The organism is Paraburkholderia sp. BL9I2N2 (assembly GCF_004339745.1).
Classification (GTDB): Bacteria; Pseudomonadota; Gammaproteobacteria; order Burkholderiales; family Burkholderiaceae; genus Paraburkholderia.
Genome location: NZ_SMGP01000004.1, coordinates 774,997 through 800,829 on the forward strand (window position 1 = coordinate 774,997; position 25,833 = coordinate 800,829).

At 64.7% G+C, this 25,833-nt stretch carries 21 protein-coding genes; 14 read left to right on the forward strand and 7 right to left on the reverse strand.

Annotated features, from left to right (window positions below):
• Positions 1-71 precede the first annotated feature (71 nt).
• The 11 genes from B0G74_RS39920 (at position 72) to B0G74_RS39970 (ending at position 10,657) form a co-directional block, all read left to right on the forward strand.
• Entirely contained in the window at positions 72-1,535 is a 1,464-nt protein-coding gene (locus B0G74_RS39920; protein WP_132382603.1) for an aldehyde dehydrogenase family protein, read from the forward strand.
• 6 nt (positions 1,536-1,541) lie between these two features.
• Positions 1,542-2,600 carry a maleylacetate reductase gene (locus B0G74_RS39925; RefSeq protein ID WP_132382605.1) on the forward strand — a complete coding sequence of 353 codons (1,059 nt, stop codon included), beginning with the start codon at positions 1,542-1,544 and terminating at the stop codon, positions 2,598-2,600.
• Between the two features lie 41 nt (positions 2,601-2,641).
• Complete coding sequence (locus tag B0G74_RS39930; protein ID WP_132382607.1) at positions 2,642-3,931, forward strand: ABC transporter substrate-binding protein; 1,290 nt, start codon at positions 2,642-2,644, stop codon at positions 3,929-3,931.
• Between the two features lie 20 nt (positions 3,932-3,951).
• Entirely contained in the window at positions 3,952-4,674 is a 723-nt protein-coding gene (locus B0G74_RS39935) for an ABC transporter ATP-binding protein (RefSeq protein ID WP_132382609.1), read from the forward strand.
• A gap of 2 nt (positions 4,675-4,676) precedes the next feature.
• Positions 4,677-5,387, forward strand: coding sequence for an ABC transporter ATP-binding protein (locus B0G74_RS39940; protein WP_132382611.1), 711 nt, complete (start codon positions 4,677-4,679; stop codon positions 5,385-5,387).
• The gene (locus B0G74_RS39945; RefSeq protein ID WP_132382613.1) at positions 5,384-6,250 is read left to right on the forward strand and encodes a branched-chain amino acid ABC transporter permease; all 867 of its coding nucleotides are present in this window, start codon (positions 5,384-5,386) and stop codon (positions 6,248-6,250) included. The genes B0G74_RS39940 and B0G74_RS39945 overlap by 4 nt, the downstream gene beginning before the upstream one ends.
• 10 nt (positions 6,251-6,260) lie before the next feature.
• Positions 6,261-7,352: a branched-chain amino acid ABC transporter permease gene (locus B0G74_RS39950; RefSeq protein ID WP_243658541.1), complete on the forward strand. Its 1,092-nt coding sequence runs from the start codon at positions 6,261-6,263 to the stop codon at positions 7,350-7,352.
• An 8-nt stretch (positions 7,353-7,360) separates the two neighbouring features.
• Positions 7,361-8,224 carry an intradiol ring-cleavage dioxygenase gene (locus tag B0G74_RS39955; protein ID WP_243658542.1) on the forward strand — a complete coding sequence of 288 codons (864 nt, stop codon included), beginning with the start codon at positions 7,361-7,363 and terminating at the stop codon, positions 8,222-8,224.
• 12 nt (positions 8,225-8,236) lie between these two features.
• Positions 8,237-8,605, forward strand: a complete 369-nt coding sequence (locus B0G74_RS39960) for a Rieske 2Fe-2S domain-containing protein (protein ID WP_132382617.1) — start codon at positions 8,237-8,239, stop codon at positions 8,603-8,605.
• Positions 8,602-9,735 (forward strand): porin, encoded by a 1,134-nt coding sequence (locus tag B0G74_RS39965; protein ID WP_132382619.1) that lies wholly within the window; start codon positions 8,602-8,604, stop codon positions 9,733-9,735. Before B0G74_RS39960 ends, B0G74_RS39965 begins: the two co-directional genes overlap by 4 nt.
• Positions 9,736-9,904: 169 nt before the next feature.
• Complete coding sequence (locus tag B0G74_RS39970; protein WP_132382621.1) at positions 9,905-10,657, forward strand: SDR family oxidoreductase; 753 nt, start codon at positions 9,905-9,907, stop codon at positions 10,655-10,657.
• A 43-nt stretch (positions 10,658-10,700) separates the two neighbouring features.
• On the opposite strand, the gene B0G74_RS39975 is transcribed toward B0G74_RS39970, so the two are convergent.
• Both B0G74_RS39975 and B0G74_RS39980 read right to left on the reverse strand, forming a co-directional pair.
• Complete coding sequence (locus B0G74_RS39975; protein WP_132382623.1) at positions 10,701-11,768, reverse strand: catalase; 1,068 nt, start codon at positions 11,766-11,768, stop codon at positions 10,701-10,703.
• A 203-nt stretch (positions 11,769-11,971) separates the two neighbouring features.
• On the reverse strand, positions 11,972-12,478 hold the full coding sequence (locus B0G74_RS39980) for a hypothetical protein (RefSeq protein ID WP_165924023.1): 507 nt from the start codon (positions 12,476-12,478) through the stop codon (positions 11,972-11,974).
• 320 nt (positions 12,479-12,798) lie between these two features.
• On the opposite strand from B0G74_RS39980, the gene B0G74_RS39985 reads away from it, so the two are divergent.
• Together B0G74_RS39985 and B0G74_RS39990 are read left to right on the forward strand one after the other, a co-directional pair.
• Entirely contained in the window at positions 12,799-13,026 is a 228-nt protein-coding gene (locus B0G74_RS39985; protein ID WP_132382627.1) for a hypothetical protein, read from the forward strand.
• Positions 13,027-13,209: 183 nt separating this feature from the next.
• Positions 13,210-13,929, forward strand: a complete 720-nt coding sequence (locus tag B0G74_RS39990; RefSeq protein ID WP_243658563.1) for an ABC transporter substrate-binding protein — start codon at positions 13,210-13,212, stop codon at positions 13,927-13,929.
• A gap of 6 nt (positions 13,930-13,935) precedes the next feature.
• Here the strand turns inward: B0G74_RS39990 and B0G74_RS39995 are convergent, their stop codons facing one another.
• From B0G74_RS39995 to B0G74_RS40010, 4 genes are read right to left on the reverse strand one after another with little or no spacing between them, the layout of a single operon-like run.
• Positions 13,936-15,429: an efflux transporter outer membrane subunit gene (locus B0G74_RS39995; protein ID WP_132382631.1), complete on the reverse strand. Its 1,494-nt coding sequence runs from the start codon at positions 15,427-15,429 to the stop codon at positions 13,936-13,938.
• Complete coding sequence (locus B0G74_RS40000; protein WP_132382633.1) at positions 15,426-18,746, reverse strand: efflux RND transporter permease subunit; 3,321 nt, start codon at positions 18,744-18,746, stop codon at positions 15,426-15,428. The genes B0G74_RS39995 and B0G74_RS40000 overlap by 4 nt, the downstream gene beginning before the upstream one ends.
• Entirely contained in the window at positions 18,743-21,868 is a 3,126-nt protein-coding gene (locus tag B0G74_RS40005) for an efflux RND transporter permease subunit (RefSeq protein WP_132382635.1), read from the reverse strand. The genes B0G74_RS40000 and B0G74_RS40005 overlap by 4 nt, the downstream gene beginning before the upstream one ends.
• A gap of 15 nt (positions 21,869-21,883) precedes the next feature.
• Positions 21,884-23,197 (reverse strand): efflux RND transporter periplasmic adaptor subunit, encoded by a 1,314-nt coding sequence (locus B0G74_RS40010; RefSeq protein WP_132382637.1) that lies wholly within the window; start codon positions 23,195-23,197, stop codon positions 21,884-21,886.
• Between the two features lie 421 nt (positions 23,198-23,618).
• Here B0G74_RS40010 and B0G74_RS40015 point away from each other — a divergent pair, with 421 nt between their 5' ends.
• A complete protein-coding gene (locus B0G74_RS40015) occupies positions 23,619-23,846 on the forward strand; it encodes a hypothetical protein (RefSeq protein ID WP_132382639.1) in 228 nt (75 codons plus the stop codon).
• A gap of 34 nt (positions 23,847-23,880) precedes the next feature.
• Here B0G74_RS40015 and B0G74_RS40020 read toward each other — a convergent pair whose 3' ends face one another.
• On the reverse strand, positions 23,881-25,716 hold the full coding sequence (locus B0G74_RS40020) for an ABC transporter ATP-binding protein (protein WP_132382641.1): 1,836 nt from the start codon (positions 25,714-25,716) through the stop codon (positions 23,881-23,883).
• Positions 25,717-25,833 lie beyond the last annotated feature (117 nt).

Below are 25,833 nucleotides of genomic sequence, written 5' to 3' on the forward strand. Positions count from 1 at the left end.
CGATCGAACGGCGCCAGACCGCTGGCGCCGCGGGGAAAGTCGCGTCCAGGTTTTACTTGCACAGGACTGACATGCAAACGCAACTCTTCATCGGCGGCCGCTTCGTGCCGGCTGCAAACGGCGAAACGCTCGCCTCCCTCAATCCCCACGACAACTCGGTGATCGCCGACGTCGCGATGGCGGGCCCGGCCGATGTCGATCGCGCCGTCGCGGCGGCGAAGGCGGCGTTTCCGAAGTGGAGCAATCTCGCCGCGATGGAGCGCGGGCGTCTGCTTCTGAAGCTGGCCGACGCGATCGAGGCGAATGCCGACAAGCTCGCGCGCCTCGAATCGCTCGATACCGGCCACCCGATCCGCGATACACGCAACCTCGACGTGCCGCGCACGGCGGCCACGTTCCGCTATTTCGGCGGCATGGCCGACAAGTTCGAAGGCTCGGTGATTCCGGTCGAGCAGGGCTTTCTGAATTACCTGACGCGTGAGCCGGTCGGCATTGTCGGGCAGGTGGTGCCGTGGAATTTCCCGCTCATGTTCACGAGCTGGAAGATGGCGCCGGCGCTCGCCGCGGGCAACTGCGTGATCATGAAGCCCGCCGAACTCACGCCGCTGTCGAGCCTGGCGATTGCCGAACTGATGGCCGAAGTGGGTTTCCCGGACGGCGTCGTCAATATTCTGCCGGGCCTGGGTCATGTGGCCGGGCAGTACATCGCCGAACATCCGGAGATCAGCAAGGTCGCCTTCACCGGTTCGACCGCGGTGGGCCGCAAGGTCGTGCAGGCGTCGAGCGGCAATCTAAAGAAGGTGCAACTCGAACTCGGCGGCAAGGGCGCGAACATCGTATTCGGCGACGCGAATATCGATGCGGTCGTGCAAGGCTCGGCGTTCGCGATCTTCCACAACCAGGGGCAGGCGTGCATCGCCGGCTCGCGGATGATCGTGCACGAATCGATCGCCGACGAAGTGCTCGAAAGGTTCGCCGCCTTGAGCCGCACGATCAAGATTGGCGATCCGCTCGATCCGTCGACCGAGATGGGCCCGCTCACCTCGCGTCAGCACCGCGACCGCGTGCTTTCATTCGTCGATGTCGCCCGCGAACAGGGTGGCCGCGTACTGGCAGGCGGCAAAGCACCGGACAATGCCGCGCTCGCCAACGGCTGCTATGTCGAGCCGACTATCGTCGAAGCGAAACCGGAGCATCGGGTGTCGCAGGAAGAGGTGTTCGGGCCGTTCATGACGGTCACGACATTTAGCACCGACGAGGAGGCGCTGGCGATTGCGAATGGCACCGAATACGGTCTCGGCGCGGGTCTCTGGACACGCGATCTCCAACGCGCGCATCTGGTGGCTCGCGAGATTCGCGCCGGCATGGTGTGGATCAACTGCTACAAGCGCGTGAGCCCCGCTTCGCCGTTCGGCGGCGTCGGCGCAAGCGGCTACGGCCGTGAAATGGGTTTCGAAGCGATGCGCGAATACACGCAGCCCAAGTCGGTCTGGGTCAACGTGGATGCGCAGATTCCGCCTTACTACCCGCGCTGAACCGCCATGGAACCGTTCATCTATAACGGCCTGCCGTCACGCGTGATTTTCGGCGCGGGCAGTCTCGACCAGCTCGATCGCGAGATCGGTTTGCTCGGCGCCACGCGGGCGATCGTGCTGTCCACGCCGCAACAGCGTGCGCAGGCCGAAGCGCTCGCGGCGAGTCTCGGCTCGCGCGCGGCAGGCGTCTACGCCGAAGCCGTGATGCATGTACCGGTCGAAACCGCTCGCGCGGCGCGCGAGTTCGCCGCAAGCGTCGGCGCCGATTGCGCGATCGCGATAGGCGGCGGTTCCACAACCGGTCTCGGCAAGGCAATCGCGCTCGAAACCTCGCTGCCGATCATCGCAATTCCGACCACGTATGCAGGCTCCGAGATGACGCCGATCTACGGCCTCACCGAGGGCGGCGTCAAAAAGACCGGCCGCGATCTGCGTGTGCTGCCGAAGACGGTGATCTACGACCCGGCATTGACCACGTCGCTGCCACCCGCGTTGTCGCTGACGAGTGGGATCAACGCCATCGCCCACGCGGCGGAAGGGCTCTACGCACAGGACGCGAATCCGATCATCAGCCTGATGGCGCAAGAGGGCATTCGCGCGCTCGGCCAGGGGCTGCCTCGCGTAATGCAACAACCAGAAGACCTCGCGGCGCGTGGTGACTGCCTGTATGGCGCGTGGCTATGCGGCGCCGTGCTCGGCAGTGTCGGCATGGCCTTGCATCACAAGCTGTGCCATACGCTCGGCGGCACTTTCAATCTGCCGCACGCTGAGACGCACACCATCGTGTTGCCGCATGTGCTCGCCTACAACCGTGCGGCTGCACCCGAGGCGATGAAGCGTATCGCCCACGCATTGCACGCCGACGACGCCGCGCAAGCCGTATTCGATCTCGCACACGATCACGGTGCGCCGACCGCGCTGAAAGACATCGGCCTGACAGCAGCCGATCTCGACATTGCACTCGATCTCGCGTTGAAGAACCCGTACTGGAATCCGCGGCCGGTCGAACAAATACCGCTGCGTGCATTGCTCGAAGCCGCCTTCGACGGGCGGCGCCCCGACTAGCACGCCCAATTTACCCATACAAAAAAATTCAGGAGACAACCATGGACTCACATACTTTCGATGCGAGACGCCGCCGCTTTGTCAGCCTCGCGGCAGGCGGTGCGCTCGCCGCCACGACCTCGGCGTTCTCGCCGCTCGTCTTCTCGGCCGGTCCGCGCACACTGAAAATCGGCTACGTATCGCCGCAAACCGGGCCGCTCGCGCCGTTCGGCGAAGCGGACCGTTTCACGATCCAGCAGATGCAGACGGCGCTGAAGAACGGCATCGTGATCGGCGGCAAATCATATCCGGTATCGATTGTCGTCAAGGACAGCCAGTCGAATCCGAATCGCGCCGGCGAAGTCGCCAACGACCTGATCCTCAAGGACAAGGTCGACATCATGCTGGTGTCCGGCACGCCGGAGACCGCCAATCCCGTGAGCGACGCGTGCGAGCTGAACGAGATGCCGTGCGTGTCGACGGTGGTGCCGTGGCAGCCGTGGTTCTTCGGCAGAAAAGGCGATCCGAAGAAGGGCTTCCGTTTCACCTATCACTTCTTCTGGGGACTGGAGGATGTGATCGCCGTCTACACCGGCATGTGGCAATCGGTGCAGACCAACCGCAGCGTGGGCGGCCTCTTTCCCAACGACGGCGACGGCAACGCCTGGGGCGATGCGAAGCTCGGCTTTCCACCGGTACTCGCGCAGAAGGGCTTCACGCTCAAAGACCCCGGCCGTTTCCAAAGCATGACGCAGGACTTCTCCGCGCAGATTTCCTCGTTCAAACAGTCGAATGCGCAGATCGTCACGGGCGTCGTGATACCGCCGGACGCCAAGAACTTTCTCGTTCAGGCGCGTCAGCAAGGCCTGAAGCCCAAAGTCATTTCGATCGGCAAGGCGTTGCTGTTTCCGACCTCGATCGAAGCGCTCGGCGATCTCGGCAACGGACTGTCCACCGAGGTGTGGTGGTCGCCTTCGCATCCGTTCAAGTCGTCGCTGACGGGGCAAACCGCACGGCAAGTCGCGGATGACTACGAGCGCGTCACCTCGAAGCAATGGACCCAACCGATCGGTTTCGCCCACGCGCTATTCGAAATCGCTGTCGATTCATTGAAGCGCGCGAAAGACGTCGACTCGAACGAAGCCGTCCGCGACGCAGTGGCATCGACCAAGCTCGATACGCTGGTCGGCCATGTCGCCTGGGGCGGCGGACCGGTGAAGAACGTCGCCAAGACGCCGCTTGTCGGCGGGCAATGGGTGAAAGGGCAGAAGCATCCGTTCGATCTCGCCATCGTCAACAACCAGCTCGCGCCAAGCGTGCCGCTGTCCGGCCCGCTCAAGTTGATTGCCTGAATTCAAAGCGGAGACCAGTGATGAACGCAGTGCTCAGACTCACCGGCGTGTCGAAGCGTTACGGCGCGCTGCAGGTGACCGACGACATCAGCTTCGCGGTGGAACGCGGCGAAACCTACGGCATCCTCGGCCCGAACGGCGCCGGCAAGACCACGCTGTTCAACCTCGTCAGCGGCGACGTGCGGCCCGATCAGGGCAGCGTCGAATTCGACGGGGCGGATGTGAACCACTTGCCGCCGCATCGCCGTTGCGTGGCGGGGATCGGCCGCTCGTATCAGGTGCCGCGGCCGTTCGGCGGAATGACGGTGTTCGAGAACCTGCTGGTCGGCGCCACCTTCGGCGGCGAACTGACCGGCCACGCGGCGTACGACGTCTGCGTCGACGTGCTCGAACGCACCGGCCTCAAAGCCCGCGCCAACCAGTTGGCCGGCACGCTGGGGCTGCTGGACCGCAAACGGCTCGAACTGGCTCGCGCGCTCGCGACGCAGCCGCAACTGCTGCTGCTCGACGAGATCGCCGGCGGTCTCACCGAACCCGAAACGCACGCGCTCGTCGACGAGATTCGCCGCGTCAAGGAGCGTGGCGTGACGATCGTGTGGATCGAACATGTCGTGCATGCGCTGCTCGCGGTGGCCGACCGTCTGCTGGTCATCAACTTCGGCAAGCGGCTCGCGGAGGGCTTGCCCGCCGCCGTTATGGACTACCCCGAAGTGCGGCGCGTGTATCTCGGACTGGAGGCCTGACCATGTCGGCACTATTGGAGACTCGCGCGCTGAGCGCGTTTTACGGCGACTTTCAGGCGCTATTCGGCATCGACGTGACGGTGGCGCCGGGCGAAGTGATCGCGCTGATCGGGTCGAACGGCGCGGGTAAATCGACCTTTCTGAAATCGGTGGCGGGCCTGCTGCGCCCACGCACCGCCGAGCAGATTCTGTATCGCGGGGAGCCAGTGGGCGGTGCGGCAGCAGCGAGCATCGTGGGCAAGGGCATTGCGCTGGTGCCGGAAGGGCGGCGTCTGTTCGCGAGCCTGACCGTCGAAGAGAATCTGCAACTCGGCGCCTTCAGCAAGCGGCCGGGGCGCTGGAACCTGCAAAGCGTCTATGCGCTGTTTCCCGCGTTACAGGCGCGCCGTCATCACGCGGCCACCGCGTTATCGGGCGGTCAGCAACAGATGGTGGCGATCGGCCGCGCGCTGATGAGCAACCCCGATCTGCTGATGTGCGACGAACTTTCGCTCGGCCTCGCGCCGGTGATCGTCCGCGAAATCTACGCGGCGTTGCCCGAGATCGTTTCGCATGGCATGAGCGCGATCGTCGTCGAGCAGGACGTGCAACTGGCGCGCCGCGTGTCGTCGCGTTTCTATTGCCTGCAGGAAGGGCGCGTGTCGTTGACGGGCGTGTCGGCAGAAGTGTCGGACGAGGCGATCACGCAGGCATATTTCGGAGTGTCGGCATGAACACGTTCATCAATATCGTCGTGCAGGGCGTGCTGTTGGGCGCGCTTTACGGCCTCTTCGCGATGGGCCAGTCGCTGGTGTTCGGCGTGATGCGGCTCACCAATACCGCGCACGGCGACTTCATCGTGCTGCTGGTGTTCGTGCTGTTCGCCTTGACGAGCTTCGCCCATCTGCCGCTCGCCGTCGCGCTCGTGCTGTTGCTCGTGATCGCGTTCGGTGCGGGGTATGCCGTGCAGTTCGCGCTTCTGAACCGCGTCAGCAGCCGCGATCCGCTGCCGTCGCTGATCGTCACGTTCGGCCTGTCGATCGTGATCCAGAACGTGCTGCAGCAGATGTTCTCCGCGGATCCGCGTTCCATCGCCACCGGCAGCTTCGAATCGCGGAGCATCACGCTCGCGGGCGGCATCACGCTCGGCTATCTGCCGCTCGTCACGCTGGTGGCGACGGTGGCGCTCGCCTTCGCGATGCAGTGGCTGTTCGGCCGAACGCCGCTCGGCCGCGCGTTTCGCGCCACCTCTGACGATCGCGAGATCGTGCAACTGATGGGTGTCTCGTACCGCCGTACCTATGCGCTCGCGATGGGCATCGCCTTCGTGCTGATCGCGGTAGCCGCGGCGCTTTACTCGATGCGCACGGCGGTGTCGCCGACCGACGGCCCGGCGCTGCTGCTGTATGCGTTCGAGGCGGTGATCATCGGCGGAATGGGGTCGTTCTGGGGCACCTTCGTCGGCGGCATGGCGCTCGGCATTGCGCAGCAGGTGGGCTTTTACTTCGACCCCGGCTGGGGCATCTGGCTCGGCCACGTGGTGTTTCTCGGCGTGCTGGTGGCGCGGCCGCAGGGCTTGCTGCCCAAAACCGCATAGAGGCTTCGACATGACCATGCAATTGAACCAGCCCGCAGCGGGCTTCGAAGTGCGGCGCGCGACGCGTGCGAGCCGCGTGGCGGTGATCGTGCTGCTGATCGTCGCGTTGGCGGTGGCGAGCGCGCCGTGGTGGGCAGGACGCGATGCCATGCGCGACTTCGTGCAACTGGCGTCCTACCTGGTATTCGCGTTGATGTGGAACCTGCTGGCGGGTTATGGCGGGATGGTGTCGATCGGCCAGCAGGCATTCTTCGGCATCGGCGGCTACGGCATGCTGATTCTCGCCAACTATTGCGGCATCTCGCCGTTCATCGCGGTGCCGATTGCGGCGGTGATTGCGACGGTCGTGGCGATTCCTGTGTCGATGGTGGCGTTCCGGCTCGAAGGCGGCTACTTCGCGATCGGCACCTGGGTGATCGCCGAAGTGTTCCGGTTGACGGTGGCGAACGTCTCGGTGCTCGGCGGCGGTTCCGGCACGAGCCTCACCGCATTGCAGGAGGTGCCGCGCGCGCTGCGCGAATCGCTGACGCTGTGGCTGGCGCTTGCCATCGTCGCGGCGGCGATCGGACTGCTGTATCTGTTTCTGCGCTCGAAAGCCGGTCTCGCGTTGACCGCGATGCGCGACAACGCGGTGGCGGCCAGCAGCCAGGGCGTCGACGTGAAGCGCGCGCGCCTGATCGTCTATCTGGTGTCGGCGTGCGGCACCGCGCTGGCGGGCGGCCTGTACTTCGTCGGCAACCTGCGCATTTCGCCCGACGCCGCGTTCTCCGTGAACTGGAGCGCGTTCGGTATTTTCATCGTGATGATCGGCGGCCTCGGCACGCTCGAAGGGCCGATTGTCGGCGCGCTGATCTTCTTCCTGTTGAACCAGTTCCTGTCCGATTTCGGCACCTGGTATCTGATCGGCCTGGGTGCGCTGGCGATCGTCGTGACGATGTTCTTTCCGCAAGGACTGTGGGGCTTCGTCTCGCACCGCTATGGCCTGCAACTGTTCCCCGTGGGCCGGCGCGTCGTATTCCGCGACGCCGGTCCGTCTCAACAACGCTCGCCGGACGGCGCGTCCGATTCGCTCGACGCGGGCTCGGCGGCACACCGTGCATGAGGCCAGGCATGAACGATAAAACCATCCACCCGTTGACACAGAACGTGCTCGATACGTTTGCCGATTGCACCGATCCGCGCCTCAAGGAGATCATGACCGCGCTGGTCACCCACCTGCATGCATTCGCCAGCGAAGTCGAACTGACCGGCGACGAATGGCGCTGTGGCATCGAATTCCTGACGGCCACCGGCAAGATGTGCAACGGCATCCGCCAGGAATTCATTCTGCTGTCGGACACGCTCGGCCTGTCGATCATGATCGATGCGATCAATCACGGACGCGGCGGCGTCACCACCGAGAGCAGCCTGCTCGGTCCGTTCTATCGCGAAGGCGCCAAGGAAGAAGAATTCGGCGCCAACATCGCCCGCACGGAAGGCGAGCCGACGTTGATTCATGGCCGCCTCGTCGACGAAGGCGGCGCGCCGGTGGCCGGTGCCTTGATCGAGGTGTGGGAAACGGCGAACAACGGCATGTATGAAGGCCAGGATCCCGATCAGCCCGAGAGCAACCTGCGCGGTAAATTCCGCTCGGGGCCGAACGGCGAATACGCATTCAGGACCATCAAACCGACCAGCTATCCCATTCCGACCGACGGCCCGGTCGGACAGATGCTGATGGTGACCGGCCGTCATCCGATGCGGCCTGCCCACATCCATTTCCTGATCGTCGCGCCCGGCTACGAGACGCTGACCACCGCGCTTTATTCCGAGGGCGATCCCTATGTTCACTCCGATGCGGTGTTCGGCTCGAAGCCGTCGCTCGTGATCGACTACGTGCCGAATCACGACGCTGCCGCTGCCAAAGAATGGGCGCTGCCGAGCCCGTTCTTCGAAGTGCAGCGCGATTTCGTGCTGTCCGCGCGGCAAGTATGAGGAGGCGAGGCGATGAACGCGGCGAATCCCGAACCTCATCAAGGCTTTCTCTGCGCGCTTGACGACATTCCCGATGGCGGCGCGCTTGAAATCCCCGCTGATCGTGCCGGCGCACCAGGCGTCGTGATTCTGCGCCGTGGCGATGACGCGTGGGCGTACCGCAATGTGTGCCCGCACTTCTCGATTCCCCTGAACTATGAACCGAACACGTTCTGGGCCTACGACGCCGAATTGCTGATGTGCGCGCATCACAGCGCGATGTTCCGCTTCGAAGACGGCGTGTGTGTCGATGGACCGTGCGAGGGCGCGTCGCTCACGCCGGTCGAGATCCGCATCGAACAACGACAGATATTCAACAACGACTGGAGGAGACAGCTATGAAAGGGACCAAGCCGAAGCGCCTGGCGATGGCAGGCTGCACGTTCGCATGCATCGCGCCGGGTATCGTGCCAAATATAGCCGTCGCGCAAAGCAGTGTGACGCTGCAAGGCGTGATCGATGCGGGCGTCACGTATGTGAACAACCAGCATGGCGGCGCCGCGACGCTGTTCGACAGCGGCGTGCTCTCGCCGGACCTGCTGACCTTCAAAGGCAGCGAAGATCTGGGCGGCGGCAACAAGGCGATTTTCGAACTCACGTCGCAGTTCGATCTGGGCAGCGGCGCGACGATTCCGGGCGCCGGGCAGATTTTCAACCGCACGGCGCTGGTCGGTCTCACCAATGACCGCTTCGGCTCGCTCACCTTCGGCACCCAGTACGACTTCATGTTCGAGACGCTCACGCTCGGACTGTATGACGGCGCGTTCCTGTTCGGCGGCATCTACGATTTTCGCCAGGGGCCGTTTACCGCGCTGGGCGTGCCGAACAATCCGACCGGTTCATTCGATTTCGACCGCATGGCGGGCGCGACACGCGTAGGGAACTCGGTCAAGTATCGCAGCCCGGATATCGCGGGGTTCACGGTCGGTGCGCTCTATGGATTCGGTGGCGTACCCGGCTCGTTCTCGTCGGACTCGACAATGAGCTTCGGCGCGAACTATGCGAACGGTCCGTTGGGCATCGGCGCGGCATATGTCGAGGTGAAGTATCCGCAATTGGGCGACGGTCACGACGGCATCCGCAATTTCGGTTTCGGCGCGCACTACAATTTCGGCAGCGTGCTGGGGATGTTGCTCTACACCAACACGAAAAATACGGAGAGTGGTGCGAAGATCGACGTCTACAAAGGCGGCGCGTCGTGGACGATCTCCGGCCCGTGGACACTCGGTCTCGACTACGCGTACATGAAGGGCAACGACGTGCTGCTGAACAACAAGGCGCAACAGGTCACCACCGCGTTGCAGTACAGCTTTTCGAAACGCACCACCGCGTATGTCGAAGCGATCTATCAGCGCGCGAGTGGCGACGCGGCAGTGACGCGGGCATGGATCAACGGTTTGCTACAACCGGACGGCGCGGCGAGCAACCGCTCGCAGACGCTTGCTCGCGTCGGTTTGCGTACCAGCTTCTGACGGTCTGGGCGTGCGCGGTCCAATCCAAAGATCGTCCGAATTTCGAAAGTGGTTGTCAGGCGTACCATCCGGGAAACGATACTCTTATCGAGGGTCTCACTGACCCGGTCGTTACGGCGTCGCTCGCACGGCGTGACGGTCGGTATTCCATTCATGCGTAGGCGTTGAAATGACGGCACAGTCTCTGGAAGGGAAGGTCTGCGTGATACTCGGCGGGTCCGGCGGTATCGGCAGCGCGACGGCGCGGCGCCTGGCGGCACTGGGCGCGCGCATCGTCGTGACCAGTCATGCGGATTTGCAGAAGGCGCAAGGAGTTGTCGACTCGCTGCCGGGGAGCGGCCATCTCGCCGCGGCGGTTTCGATCACCGACAGCAACGCGCTCAACGATCTGGCCGTGAAAGTGCAAACCGAGTACGGGCGCACGGATGTGCTGGTCAATACGGCCGGCATCACGCAGGCCGTGCCGCACGCGAATCTCGATGCACTCACGGACGAGCTGATCGACCAGATATTTGCCGTGAACTGGCGGGCGCAGTTTGCGGCGATCCGCGCTTTCCGTGCGCTACTCGAGTCAAGCGGCGACGGATTGGTGATCAACGTCTCGTCCATCTCGGGGACCACGGGGCAGGGCAGCAATATCGCCTATTGCGCCGCCAAAGCGGGGCTCGACGTGATGGCGGCTTCGTTGGGCCGCGCGCTGGCGCCGCGCATTCGGGTTTTGAACGTTTCTCCGGGAGCCGTCGATACGACGTTCGTGCCGGGGCGCGGCGCCGATTTCAATGACAAAGTCGCGGCGACGACACCGCTTCGCCGCATCGGCACGCCGGACGATGTGGCTTCGGCAATCGAGGCGTGCGCGACGCATCTGACGTTCAGCACGGGCGTGACCATAGTCGTCGACGGCGGGCGGCGTCTGAATTGAGCCGGCTGGTCCAGAGGAGCGTTGCGACAATCGCGCGGAAACTTCACATGGGTTCTATATATCGGCGCGCCTCGTCGCTCGACAATACGCCGCGGTCCACGCGATTCGCGGCGCTGGCCGCGTAGACGTTCTTGCGAGCGTGTGTGATGCCCAGCGGTTCGAAGCCGTTGGCCGGGTTGAATGCCATCTGGTTGATGTGCGCTTCGTCGTCGGTGGAGGGCAGTGTCGCGATCTCCAGCACGCCTATCGCAATCGGCGGCTCCGCCCATGCGACCGATGCGTCGTTGACCGGCGTGCTCTCCTCATCCACGAAGAACTGCACGCAGAGTTGCCATTTGAGCGGACCGGTTTTCAGGCGATTCAGCAGGTCTTCGCGCAGATAGTCGTCGCCGTGGCGATCGCCGTTTGTCCCTTGCACGGTTGTATCTTCGGGTTGAAGCGAGTACTTGATGGCCGCGACGCCCAGCTTGACCACCGAGCCCCAGAACCGCTCGGTCGTGAGACTCTCGACGGAGCGCAGAGTGGTCTCCTTTGCCAGGATCGCGACGATGCGGGCTGTCTCGACGGGGCCGAGTTTGCCGCTCAACACTTCCATCGACGCCTGCTCCAGTGCCCCAAGCGCGCCTCTAGCGATCTGGGCGACGAGGATATCGGCGAAGTCCATGAACTGCACCGCGTTTCTCGCATGCGAGCGGCCGCCCTCGTTGGTCATGAGGAGATCGGTTTCAATGTCCTGCGCGGTGAAGAACTTGATGGCGACACCGCGAACGTCGGCGGCCTGGTCGGAGAAAGGACAGGGCTGCCCATTAGAAAAGCGGCAGGCGACCCGATAGCAAAGCGACGGTCCCAGTTCGTCCTGTTTCGCAAAAGGGCCATGCTTGAGCGCAGTGGGTATCGTTTCGAAGATCCGCAGCGTGCCGAAGGCGCCGAGCGTTTGCTTCTGATGCTGACCGCGGTCGACGCGTCCGTCCAGATGAGTGTTGCTACTGGCTGCGATCGCCGCCTGCTGCGCCTTGATTTTCTCGACGAGAACGGCGATAACCTCTGCGTCTTCGGGCTGGTCGATCCAGCCTGTGCCGCGTTCTGCTTTGTCGGGGGAGTCGTTGGTCATGCTCGTCCTCCATCAAGGTTCGCCGCGATGGAAATGCGTCCAGGCCTGCGCTGAAGTGGCAATCGTGTTGCTGCGGGAGCGCATGGATCTGAACTACATCGTAGACTACCGCGCAATCGAACGCATGACCGCTTCAGCATCCGGCGCGCGAGATCGCGGTGACATCATGATCACCACGATCGAACGAGCGGCGGTTCCCCCGTTTAGTGCATGCCCGACGGGTTCGGCGGCGGCAATGCCGGATCGAGCTTGGCGGACTCTTTGACGAGCTGTTGCGTCATCGCGGCCGCGACGGCGTTCGAGCCACGATGCGGCTGATCGTCGTGCACAAACGGCGCAGGCTCAGGCGGCGGGAGCGCCGGATCCAGCTTGGCGGATTCCTTGACGAGTTCGTCCGTCGCCGCGGACGAGACCGAATTCGAATCGCGGCGGTGCAGACCGTCACGGCCGCGGCCGGGTTGCACAACGGTGGCTGCTTTTGAATCGGTGGCGGCCAGGACGGTGGCCACCGCGGGTGTTTGCACGGTTTGCGGGTGCGGTTGTGCCGGTTGCCGTGGCAATTGCGCGGCGTGCTCCGTTGACGGTTCGGGCGCGGGCGCGGACGTGATGTGTCCCTGCGCAGCTTGAGCGGGGATTTGCGCGGGGACGCGTGCGACGGTCTCCGTGCTTGCGGCGGGCGACGACGCGCTGAGAGCGTTGTCGGCGTTCACATGTAACGTGCCGGACTGAACCTTGTCCGAAGCCAGCGCCGCAGAGCCGTCCGTAACGGCCCCGGGATCGCGGGTCGACGGATCACTTTTTGGGGACAGTAGGTAAACGGCGAATGCGACCTCTGCGAGCACCAGACCGACCACCAATGCTTTTCCGATATTCCTCATAATTAGCCAACGGGTACTCAGAGCGATGCGATCGCACATGATAACCAACCGGCCGCTGGCGGTTTGTAACGAGAGGTATGCGGAAGTAACCGGAATACTCGGCGCGGAGCATGCTAGATTTGACTTATCGCGCCATCAACGGAGTTTCTTCCATGGACACTCATTCGATTCTGGGCATGATTCACGCCGAAGAGGCACTACTGGTCTCCATCGTGCGGTCGTTGCCACCCGACGTGCGACGCACAGTGGCTAACGATTTCCACGAGCAGGCTCAACTCGCTGAGACCTCGCATCTGAATCCCACCACCGATCGTGAGGCGAGCATCGCGTTCAAGGCTCACATCAGACGGCTGTCGAACATGCTAGCTTCGCTATCCTGAGGAGATATGGGGCGCTGCCGAGCGTGCATGTCCTACAACAAAATTTTAAACATGGAGCGACACAGCAGCATGCTCAGAATATTCACATCGATCCTCGTATCCACCGCGGTCTTGCCCGCATTCGCGCAACCCAACGACGCGAGCGCCCAGCCAGCCGCAACCTCGAAACCGGCAAGCGCATCGATGGCCGCCGTATTCGCGCCGAGCGGCACCTTGCGCGCGTCGATCAATCTCGGCAACCCCGTGCTGGCCGCGCTCGATCCGGCGACGGGCAAGCCGGTCGGCGTGTCCGTCGATCTCGCCAGCGAATTCGCCAAACGGCTCGGCGTGCCGCTGCAACTGGTCGCGGTCAAGTCGGCGGGCGCCTCGGTCGAGAACGTCAATCAGGACAAGGCCGACATCGGTTTCTTCGCGGTCGATCCGAAGCGTGGACAGGAAATCGCGTTCACGAAACCGTATGTGCTCATAGAAGGCTTTTATCTCGTGCGGGCGGCCTCGCCGATCACCACCAACGAGCAGGTCGATCAACCCGGCGTAACGGTCGCGGTCGGCAAAGGCAGCGCCTACGATCTGTTTCTGACGCGCGAACTACACCACGCGACAATCGTGCGGATTCCGACTTCGCCCGCGGTCGTGCAGGGCTTTCTCGATCAGCATCTGGACGTGGCCGCCGGCGTCAAGCAACAGCTCGAAAAGGACGCCGCCAAAACCGGCGGAGTGCGCATACTGGATCAGCGCTTCATGGTGATCCGTCAGGCGATGGGCGTACCCAAGGCAAAGGGCGACGACGCGGCCGCATACCTGTCGAAATTCGTCGAGGACATGAAAGCGTCCGGCTTCGTCACGGCGTCGCTGGCGCGGCATCAGATCACGGGCGCGGTGGTGGCGAAAGACAACGACTAGCACGGCTCAGGGCGACGCGTTCTGTTGCACCGGTTTGCGTGGATCAGTCAATTCGCTAGTGGACCAGCCGCCTCCCAGGTCGCCGAACAACGACGCCGCATCGAGCAACCGTGTTTGCTGCACGTTCAACGCGGTCTGCTGAAGATTCAACTGCGTTGCCTGCGCCGTTGCGACCGTCGTGAAGTCCACCGTCCCCGCCTGGTATTCATTGCGCGCGATCTCGGTGCCGCGCGTCGCATCGCGTACGGCACGCTCCAGCACCTCGGCTTGCTGCGCGAGGATGCGCAAGCCGGCGAGGTCGTTCTCCACACCCTGGAACGCCGTCAGGACGGTGCCGCGATAGTTGGCCACGGCCGCTTCGTAAGACGCTCTTGCCGCGTCGACCTGCGCGCTGCGCTGGCCGCCGTCGAAAAGCGTTTCGCTCGCCTGGCCGCCCAACGACCACACATAGTTGCTGATGTGCAGCAGGCCGGCCAACGGCGACTGCGTGAAGCCGTCCAGCGCGGATAGCGAAATCGTCGGGTAATACGCGGCGACGGCCACGCCGATCGCGGCATTCTGCGCCGCCATCTGACGCTCGGCGGCGGCAATGTCGGGCCGGCGCTCCAGCAGCGTGGACGGCACGCTGACGGGAATGGACGGCAGCGTCGGCAGCGTGGTGTTCGGGGGGATGTCCAGCTCTTCCGGATTCTTGCCGACCAGCACGGCGATCGCATGAACGTTTTGAGCCCGCGCGACGCCCAGCGCAATCAGACTCGATTGCGCCGACTCCAGTTGGGTCTGCGCGGTCACCAGATCGGAAGGCGGCACGGTGCCGGCCTTGTCCTGCTCGGCTACGACGCGCAACGATTGCTCGAACGCATCGACGGTGTGAGTGAGCAAGTCGATATTCGCATCCGTCACGCGTAGGTCGATGACCGCGTTCGCCAGCGCGATCTGTTCGGAGAGCGTGGCGTTCGCGAGCGTCGCCTGACTGGCCTGCGCAGTGGCGGCGCTTTCCTCGATGTTGCGCCGCACGAGGCCCCACAGGTCGGGCGCCCAGCTGGCGTTGGCTTCGAGCGAGCCGGCGTTGTTGATGCGCTGGAAGCTGCTCGCGCCCGCGCCGGCCAGTGTGCTGCTGTTGAAGTTGCCGGTCGACGAACGTGCGCGGGTCACCGATCCGGTCACGCCGATGGTCGGGAACAGCGCGCTGCGCGCAAGGCGCACTTCGGCGAGCGCCTCCTGGTAGTTCGCATAGTCCTGGCGCACGGTCTGATTCGATACCGACACGAGCGGCTCGAACTCGTTGATGAGCGGGTCGTTGAAGCCCGTCCACCAGTCGCCCTTCGGACGCTCGGCGGCGGGCTGCGCTTCGGTCCAGCCGGGCAGTTCTTTCCATGTGGCGGGCGTGGCGACGGGCGGGCGATGATAGTCGGGGCCGACCATGCAGCCGCCTGTCAACACAGTCGATAAGGCCAGCATCGCGCCGGCCAGTCGGGTGGGGGAGATCGTCTTCATCATGCGCTCGTATCGGGTGCTTCGCCGCGGCGATTCCACGGCAGGCGCGCTGACCATTTCGCGAGTCGCGCGCGCAGCCGGTCGAGGTACAGATAAATCACCGGCGTCGTGTACAACGTGAAAACCTGGCTCACGAGCAGCCCGCCCATGACCGTCACGCCGAGCGGCTGGCGCAGCGACGCGCCCTGGCCGATGCCGATCGCGAGCGGCACCGCGCCCAGCACGGCGGCCGCGGTCGTCATCATGATCGGGCGCAGCCGCACCACCGCGGCCTCGTGAATCGCATCGCGCGCGTTCATGCCGTCGTGGCGCTGCAACTGGATCGCGACATCGACCATCATGATGCCGTTTTTCTTGACGATGCCGATCAGCAGAATGATGCCGATCATCGCGATCACCGAAAAGGGCGTGCCGAAGATCAGCAAGGCGAGTGTCGCGCCGATGCCCGCCGACGGCAGCGTCGACAGAATCGTGAGCGGGTGCACCGTGTTCTCATACAGCACGCCGAGCACGAGATAGACCACCACCAGCGCGGCGAGAATCAGCAAGGGCACGGCGCCCATCGACTGCGCATACGCTTGCGCGGCGCCCGCGAACGCGCCGTGCACCGACGCGGGCATGCCGATGTCGCGCTCGGCCTGCGTGATGAGCTGGCCGGCCTCGCTGAGCGATCCGCCCGCCGGCAGATTGAACGAGATGGTGCCGGCCACGAGGCCGCTCTGGTGGTTCACCTGGGTCGCGGTGTGGCTGTTCGAGAAGGTCATCATCGCGGAGAGCGGGACCATGGTTTCGGCGGCGGTGCTGTCCGCGCTGCCGCTGGAATTGCCGCCCTTGCTGTTCGAGATGCTGTTGGTCTGCTGGTTCGCTTCGGCGTCGGCGTTCAGCGAGTTCGTATTTGCACTGGTGCTCGACGCGCTGCTGACCGCCGCCGCCTGTTGCACGGCGCTGACGGTGGCACGCGACATCTGCGTCTGCTGTGTGCCGTTCGCGTTGCCGGCGGCCGTGCTCAGGTAGATCTGATTGAGCGCTTGCGGATACTGCCAATAGGCCGGCGCGACTTCCATCACGACGAAGTACTGATTCAGCGGGTTGTAAATGGTCGACACGGTGCGCTGGCCGAAAGCGTCGTACAGCACGTTGTCGATCTGGTTCGGCTGGAATCCGTAACGCGTGGCGGTCGCGCGGCTGAAGTTCACGTAGGTCTGCAAGCCGTTTTGTTGCAGGTCCGAGTTCACGTCCTCCATCTTGCTACGGTATTTACCGAGCTCAGTCACGAGTTTCGGCACCCACGTGAAGAGCGCGTTGGCATCGTCGCTGGTGAGCGTGTACTGGTATTCGGCAGCGGCCTGGCGTCCGCCGATCTGTAGATCCTGCTGCGCCTGCAGGAAGAGTCGCGCGCCCGAGACGGCGTTGAGCTTCGGCCGCAAGCGGTTGACCACCTCCGTCGCCGACAGATGGCGTTGCGCGAGCGGTTTGAGTTCGATGAACACGTTAGCGGTGTTCAACGCGCGTCCGCCGGTGAAGCCCGCGACCGACGCCACCGCCGGGTCCTGCTTCACGATCGCCTGCAATTGCGCGAGCTTTTTTTCCATCGCGTTGAACGAGACGCTCTGGTCGGCGATGATCTGCCCGATCAGAATGCCGGTGTCCTGTTCCGGGAAGAACGTCGCGGACAGGAAGCGGGCCAGGAACACGTTGAGCACGAGCAGGCCGATTAGCAGCAGGACGACCACGAGCGCGTGGTCGAGCGCCGCCGAGAGCGAGCGGGAATATGCCTGTTTGAAGCGCTCGAACTGCGCCTCGACCCAGCGGGCCCAGCGCGACGGCGAATGCATTGCGCGCTCGCGGCTGAGCAGGTAGGCGCACATGACCGGCGTGATGGTCAGCGAGATGAGCAGCGACAGCAGGATCGCGATCGAGAGCGTGACGGCGAACTCATGAAACAGCAGCCCGACAATGCCGGGCATCAGCAGGATCGGCAGGAACACGGCGATCAGCGAGAGGCTCATCGAGATGACAGTGAAGCCGACCTCGGCGCTGCCGCGTAGCGCGGCTTCCTTCGGATCGAGACCGGCTTCGAGATGACGCACGATGTTCTCCAGCACCACCACGGCATCGTCGACCACGAAGCCGGTGCCGATCGTCAACGCCATCAGCGAGAGGTTGTCGATGCTGTAGCCGAGCAGATACATCGGACCGAAGGTGCCGACAATGGAAAGCGGCAGCGCGACCGCCGGAATCAGCGTGGCGCGCGGCGACAGCAGGAACACGAAGACCACACCCACCACCAGCAGCACCGCGATGAACAGCGTGCGCTCGGTATCGGCCACCGAGGAGCGCACCGATTCCGAGCGGTCGATAGCGACATTCACGTGAATCGTGCTCGGCAACGCGGCTTCAATGATCGGCAGGCGCGCGCGGATCTGCCCGACCGTCTGCACCACATTGCTGCCCGGCGTCGGATAGACGATCACGAGCACTGCCGACTTGCCGTTGTAGAGCCCGGCATTGCGGATATTCTCGTTCGAGTCGCGCACCTGGGCGACGTCGCGCAGCAACACGGGCGCGCCGTCGCGATAGGCGATCACCACGTCGCGATACGGCGCGGCCTTGCTGATCTGATCGTTCGACGTCACCACGTAGCGCTGCTCGCCCTGGTCGATATGCCCTTTCGCGCTGTTCGCGTTCGCCGCGCCGATCGCCGCGCGCACGTCTTCGAGGCCGATGCCGTAACTGTTCAGCTTGCCCGGCTCCAACTCGACGCGCACCGAGGGCAAGGCGCCGCCGCCGAGCGTGATCTGCCCGACGCCGTCGATCTGCGACAACTGCTGCTGGATCACCGAATCGGCGGAGTCGTAGAGCTGCGCCTTTGTCAGCGTGTCGGAGGTCAGCGCGAGCACCATGATCGGCGCGCCGGCCGGGTTGTACTGGCGATACGTCGGATTGCTGCGCAGCGTGGTCGGCAGATCGGCGCGCGCGGCCTGGATGGCGGCCTGCACGTCGCGCGCCGCGCCGTTGATATCGCGGTTCAGGCCAAACACGACGATGATCAGCGACGAGCCCACGTAACTGATCGAGGTCAGCTGGCTCACATCGGCGATGGTGGCGAGGCGCCGCTCCAGCGGCTCGGCGACCGTGGCGGCCATGATTTCCGGACTCGCGCCCGCCATGTTCGCCTGCAACGCGATCACCGGAAAGGCGATGTTCGGCAATGGCGCAACCGGCAGGCGGAAATACGCGAGCGCGCCCGAGATCAGGATCGCGACCGCCAGCAGCGCGGTCGCGACCGGGCGCCGGATGAAGAGCGCCGAGATGTTCACGGTGCGTTCTCCGGCGGCGCGGCGGTGCCGTCATTCGCGGCGCGGCGCCGGTTCTTCACGCGCTGCGCGGCGCGGTCGAAGAACAGATAGATTACCGGCGTGGTGAAGAGCGTCAGCACCTGGCTGAGCGTGAGTCCGCCGATGATCGCGAGACCGAGCGGCCGGCGCAGTTCCGAACCGGTGCCGGTGCCGAGCAGCATCGGCAGCGCGCCGAGCATGGCGGCGAGCGTGGTCATCAGGATCGGCCGGAAGCGCAGCAGCGACGCTTCGAAGATCGCTTCACGCGCAGGCTTGCCATGCACGCGCTCCGCCTCGAGCGCGAAGTCGACCATCATGATCGCGTTCTTCTTGACGATGCCGATCAGGAGCACGATGCCGATGATGCCGATCACGTCGAGATCGCTGCCCGCGATCATCAACGCCAGCAGCGCGCCGATGCCGGCCGACGGCAGCGTCGAGAGAATCGTCACCGGGTGGATGTAGCTTTCGTACAGCACGCCGAGCACGATATACACCGCGACCAGCGCGGCGATCAGCAGATACACCTCGCTGGAAAGCGAATCTTCGAACGCCTGGGCCGCGCCCTGGAACGATGTCGTGATCGACGGCGGCAGGTCCACCGCGTGCTCGGCGTCGCGGATCTGCGCGACGGCGGCGCTCAGCGACGCGTCCTGCGCGAGGTTGAACGAGATCGTGACCGCCGGGAACTGCGCGAGGTGGCTGATCAACAGCGGCGATTGCGTGATGCTGATCTTCGCGATGCCCGACAGTGGCACCTGGCCGGTGCTGCTGGTCTGGCTCGGCAAGTACAGATTGCCGATCGACTGCACGGTGGGTATCGTCTCCGGCTTCGCCACGAGAATCACGCGATATTGGTCGGACTGCTGGAAGATGGTCGAGACGATGCGCTGGCCGAGCGCGTCGTACAGCGCGTTGTCGATCGTGGCTGCCGTGATGCCGTAGCGCGCGGCAAGCTGCCGGTTCACTTCGACGTTCACGCTCAGGCCGTTGGTGTTCAGATCGCTCGTGACGTCCGTGATCGCGGGAATCTGCTTCATGCGCGCAATCAATGCGGGCACGTATTGATCGAAGGCCTGCTGGTTCGGCCCGCGCAGCACGAAGTTGTACTGGTTGCGCGAGATCGACGTGTCGAGCGTCAGATCCTGCTCGGGTTGCAGATAAAGGCGGATGCCGGGCACGTCGGCGACTTCCTGCTGGATGCGGCGGCCGATTTCTTCGGCCGTGAGCGAGCGGTCGTCGCGCGGGCGCAGATTGATCAGGAACCGGCCGTTGTTCAGCGTCGGATTGGTGCCGTCGATGCCGACGTACGAGGTCAGCGACACCACGTCGGGATCCTTCAGAATCGCGTCGGCCAGCGCGCTTTGACGCCGGACCATGGCAGTGTACGAAACCGAGTTGTCGGCCACGCTGATGCCCTGAATCACGCCGACGTCCTGCACCGGGAATAGTCCTTTCGGAATCACGATGTACAGGATCGCCGTGAGCGCGACGGTAATGAGCGCGACCACCAGCGTCAGCGTCTGGTGATCGAGCACCCAGCGCAGGCCGCGTTCATACGCGGCGAGCGTCTTGTCGAACAGGCCCTCGCTGAACCGCTCGAAGCGGCTCGGATGGCGTTGCGCCTGCGCGCGCAACAGACGCGCGCACATCATCGGCACGACGGTCAGCGAGACCACCGCCGAAATCACGATCGTCACCGCGAGCGTGATCGCGAATTCGCTGAAGAGCCGGCCGATCACGCCGCCCATGAACAGCAGCGGAATCAGCACGGCGATCAGCGAGACCGTCAGCGAGAGGATCGTGAAGCCGATCTGCCCGGCGCCTTCGAGTGCGGCTTCGAGCGGCGTCTTGCCTTCCTCCAGATAGCGCACGATGTTCTCGATCATCACGATCGAGTCGTCGACGACGAAACCCGTCGCGATGATCAGCGCCATCAGCGAGAGGTTGTCGATCGAATAGTTGAGCTGGTACATCACGGCGAGCGTGCCGATCAGCGAGACCGGCACGGAGATGCTCGGAATGATGGTGGCGGGCACGTTGCGCAGGAACACGAAAATCACCAGCACGACCAGCACGACGGCGAGCACGAGTTCGAACGCGGCGTCCGAGACCGATGAGCGGATCACGCCGGTGGTGTTCGCCACCACCGTGACCTGCAGGCCGGCGGGCAGCGTCGATTCGAGCGCCGGCAGCTGCTTCATGATCTGGTTGACGGTGGCGATCACGTTCGCGCCCGGCTGACGCTGCACGTTCAGCACGATGGCCGGCGTGCGGCCGTACCACGCGCCGCGTCCCACGTCCTGCGCGGCCTGGCTCACGCGCGCGACATCGCGCAGATACACGGGCGCGCCGTTCTGATACGCGATCACGGTGGCCAGATAGTCCTGCGGGTCGACGATCTGGTCGTTCGCGTTGATCGTGTAGTCGAGCTCTGGCCCGTCGAAGTTACCTTTCGGCTGGCTGACGTTGACGTTCGCAAGCAGGGTGCGCAGATCGTCGAGATTCAGACCGTAGGCCGCGAGCTTTTGCGGGTCCGCTTCGACGCGCACGGCCGGCACGTTGCCGCCTGCCGTCGTCACGAGACCGACGCCGGGGACCTCGGAAATCTTCGTGGCGAGGCGATTGTTGGCCGTGTCCTGCAACTGCGTCAGCGACATCGACTTCGAGGTGACCGCAAGCGTGAGGATCGGCTGATCGGCCGGGTTGACCTTCGCATAGGTCGGCGGCGCGGGCAGGCCGGTTGGCAGGAAGCTGTTGGCCGCGTTGATCGCCTGCTGCACGTTCTGTTCGGCGATGTCGAGGTTCAGCGAGAGATCGAATTGCAGCGTGATGACCGACGCGCCTTCCGAACTGTAAGACACCATCTGCTGCAAGCCCGGAATCTCGCCGAGCTGGACCTCGAGCGGCGCGGTGACGGTGGTCGCCATCACGTTCGGGCTCGCGCCCGGATAGAAGGTCTGAACCTGGATGGTTGGATAGTCGACGTCGGGCAGCGACGAGACCGGCAGGAAGCGCACCGCGACCAGGCCGACGAGCACGAGCGCGACCATCAGCAGCGACGTCGCTACGGGTCTCAGGATGAACAGGCGGGAGAAGTTCATCGGCGGGGCGGCGTGTTATGAGGCCGTGGACGCCGTGTCGGGCGCGGACGCCGGACGTGTGCGCCGCGCAGTGGACGCGGACCCCGGCGCCGCAGCCGAGGCGCCCGCAGCGCCCGCAGCGCCCGAAGCGCCCGAAGCGCCCGAAGCGCCCGAAGCGCCCGAAGCGCCCGCTGTACCCGAAGCCGGCCGCGTCGCGGACGCCTTGATCTTGACGCCGTCGCTCAAGCGGTCCATGCCGTCGGTGACGACCACGTTGCCCGCGGCGAGCCCCGACGTGATCACCGTATGCTGCCCGTCGCCCGGTCCGAGCGTGACCTTGCGCACCGATACCGTGTTGTCGGCGTTGACGAGATACACATAGTCGCCGGGCGCGCCGCTCTGCACGGCGGGCGTCGGCACCAGCACCGCGTTTTGCAGCGTATCGACCAGCAGCTTGACGTTGACGAACTCGTTGGGGAAGAGCGCCTCGTCGTCGTTGGGGACGGTTGCGCGCAGCGTGACGGTGCCGGTCGCGGTCGCCATCTGGTTGTTGATCGCGTACAGCGTGCCGGTGGCGATTTGCCGGGAATTGTCGCTGCTGAATACGGCGACGGGTAGCTGCGCGCCGGCGTTGATGCGTTGCAGCACCTTGTCGAGCGCGGTTTGCGGCACGGTGAATTCGACGGTTGTCGGCTTCATCGTCGTGATCACCGCAATGCCCGGTTGGCTCGACGCGGTCACGTAGTTGCCCGGGTCGACGAGGCGCAGTCCGACCCGCCCCGACACCGGCGCGGTGATATGGCAGTAGAGCAGGTCGAGAACGAATTGCGCGACGTTGGCTTCGTCGGCCTTGACCGCCGCTTCGTCCTGCTGGACGAGAAACTGTTGATCGGCGTAAGTCTGTTCGGCGATCGACTTGCGCTCGTTGAGTTGCGTAAAGCGCACGAGATCGGCGCGCGCCTGGGCGAGCGCCGCCTTGTCCTTGGCGAGTTGCGCCTCGGCTTGCCGCTTGCTGATTTCGTACTGGCGCGAGTCGATCTGCGCGAGAAATTGCCCTTTCTCGACGTCCTGACCTTCGCGATAGCCGACCGCGGTCAGGTAGCCGCTCAGTTGCGGCAGCACGGTCACGGTGGCGATCGGCGTCACGGTGCCCAGTTCGCTCAGCGTCTCCGGCATCGGTCCCGTGGTGGCGGCGGCGACCGTCACGACCTGGGGCGCCACGCCGGGCTTGGGCGCCTTCGAGCGCAACAGATGAAACACCACCAGCGCGATCAGCGCGAGCACCACGAGCGCCAGCACGATGCGGCCGCGCCGAGGACGCTTGACCGGGATTGACGACGCTTCGCTCATGACGGTCTCCCGCCGGATCCGTGGCACCCGGCGACCGCCGTCGAGGAACGGCCCGGCCAATTGCTGTTGAAGAGCGTCATACGAACTCCCAGGATGGGGCATCGCCGTCGCCGGCGACAGGAATCCAGACAATCACTTGCAGAGTCTATCCGACTGTGGAGCTAATTCTCACGACAGTACCTTGACGGGCGTTTCGATTTGTTACGGTCGGCGAGGCCGTGGCGCCTTGCCGTCTGTCCAGGCGCGAGCGCGAGCATACGGAAAAATGTAGCGGCGACGCGGGACGTCGTCGGGCACCAGCGAAGCACGCGCGCCGTGCCGACATGTAACCGCGTAACTTGAGGCAACAGAACCGTAGCCCGAATGTCGGGCTCGCGAACTAGCATGACGGCATTTCCTGTCTCAACCGACGAGGTAACCGATGCTGAGCCATCATGAACTCGCGACACTGCTGCGTCTCGCCGACACCGAGCGCCGTCCGGAGGCGATCGATCCCGACGTGCTCGCCCTGAGCCGATACGATCTGATCGAAATCGACCGGCGCGAGGAGGGCGTGATAGTGGGCGGCACGTCGACGCTGCGGCTGACGAGCCGGGGCCGTGAACTCGTGCGCCGGCTGTTCGGTGGTGGCGACCGCGACGGCGCGTGAACGGAGTCCCTTGCGCCGTCGCGTGCGTCCCGCATCACATGAGATCGGGGCGCGGTGCGGGCGTGCGTCTGATCTGCCGCGCCAGCGTGTCGCGATAGATGCCCGGCACGGCGGCCAGCTCGGCCGGCGTGCCTTGCTGAACGACCCGGCCGCGGTTGAGCACCACGATCCGGTCGAAGGACTGCAAGGTCGAGAGCCGGTGAGCGATCGCCACGACGGTGCGATGCTTCATGAGCCGTTCGAGCGCCGCCTGAATGGCGATCTCCGATGCGGTGTCGAGCGCCGACGTCGCTTCGTCGAGCAGCAGGATGGGCGAGTCTTTCAGGATGGCCCGGGCGATCGCGATGCGCTGGCGCTGTCCGCCGGAGAGTTTGGTGCCGCGGTCGCCCGCGACGGTGTTGAGCCCTTCGGGCATCGCGTTGATGAAATCGAGGCAATAGGCGTCCTCGCACGCGCGGCGCACGTCGGCCTCGCTCGCGTCGGGGCAGCCGTAGCGGATGTTGTCCAGCAGCGAGCGGTGAAACAGCGACACGTCCTGCGGCACGACCGAGATGGCGCCTTGCAAGCTTTGCAACGTGACATGCGCAATGTCCTGGCCCGAAATCCGCACGTACCCGGAGCCCGGCTCGTAGAAGTGCTGCAGGAGCGCGAGGATGGTCGATTTTCCCGCCCCCGAGGGGCCGACGAGACCGACGCGCTCGCCCGCGCCGATATGCAGGTTCAGACCGCTCAACACCGGGCGGCGCCCCGGATACGCGAACGTCACGTCTTCGAAGTCCACGGTGGCGCGCCGGACTTCGAGCGCCGCCGCCCTGGTCGGCTCGGGCATGGCGTGCGGGATCAGCAGTGTCTGCGACGCTTCGCCAAGCCGGGCGACATGCTGGGTCAGGTCGACGAACGCCACGGCAATATCGCGCGAGCCGTGCAGGATCGAGAAACCGAGTGAGCCGACCAGAACGACGTCGCCGGTGGTCGCACGGCCGACGCTCCACAGCCACACGGTCCACCCGAGCACGCAAGCCGACAGAATGCAGGTGGCGAACGCGTGCAACAGGCGCAGCTTCTCGAGGTAAAGCAGGCTGCGCTTGCGGGCGTCGCCTTCGGCGGCGAGCAGCGCGTCGAAGCGCCCCCGTTCCATCACCACGGTGCAGAAGGCGCGGACCAGCCCCATATTGCCGATGACGTCCACGAGTTCGCCATCCACCGAGGCAGCCTGCGCGGCGAACGCCTCGTGCCGGGCGGTGCCCTTGCGCGCCAGCAGGAACAGGCAGAAAGCCAGCCCGACCGAAATCGCGACCAGCGTGAGGCTCATGGGAATGCTGACCACGCCGACCATGACGATCGCCCCGACCACGGTCAGGCACGGCGGAAAGGCCGTCCACGCCACCGTGTTTTCGATCACGTACACCGCGTTGGCCGTCGCCGATATCCGGCTCGACAGGACGCCGGGTTGCTTGTCGGCGAAGAAGGTCGGGGCGTGCACGGTGAGATAGTCGAACATCTCGCGCCGGATGTCGCCCGTCACCGCCACGAACGTGCGCGCCGAGATCCATCCGGCAATGCGCCAGAAGAGATTGTCGGCGAGGATCAGCGCGACGAGCACGGCAAACGCGTGAATCACCTGTTGCGGATGGGCGCGGCCGCCCGGCAACGCGTCGATCAGATTGCGGATCCCATATTGCGATGCGAGTGCACAGCCGACCGCTGCCACGACGCTGGCCAGCACGATAGCGTGCGCCAGCTTGCGCCGGGCCACGTAACGCCAGATCAGCCGGATGGGCCGCCCGGCGTATCGCGACAGCACGCGGGACTGCCGCCGCCTGCGCACGCGCCCGGCCCGGCCGGTATCGCCATCGTTGGTCAATTCCATGACACCGCTTCCCCTTGGTGGAAGGAGTCGGGCGTCCATGCTGCGCCGCCCCGACGGGTAGCCGACAGTCGAGAAGTCCGGTTCCGGCAGCACGCAAGCGGCGTGCCTTCGCAAGCA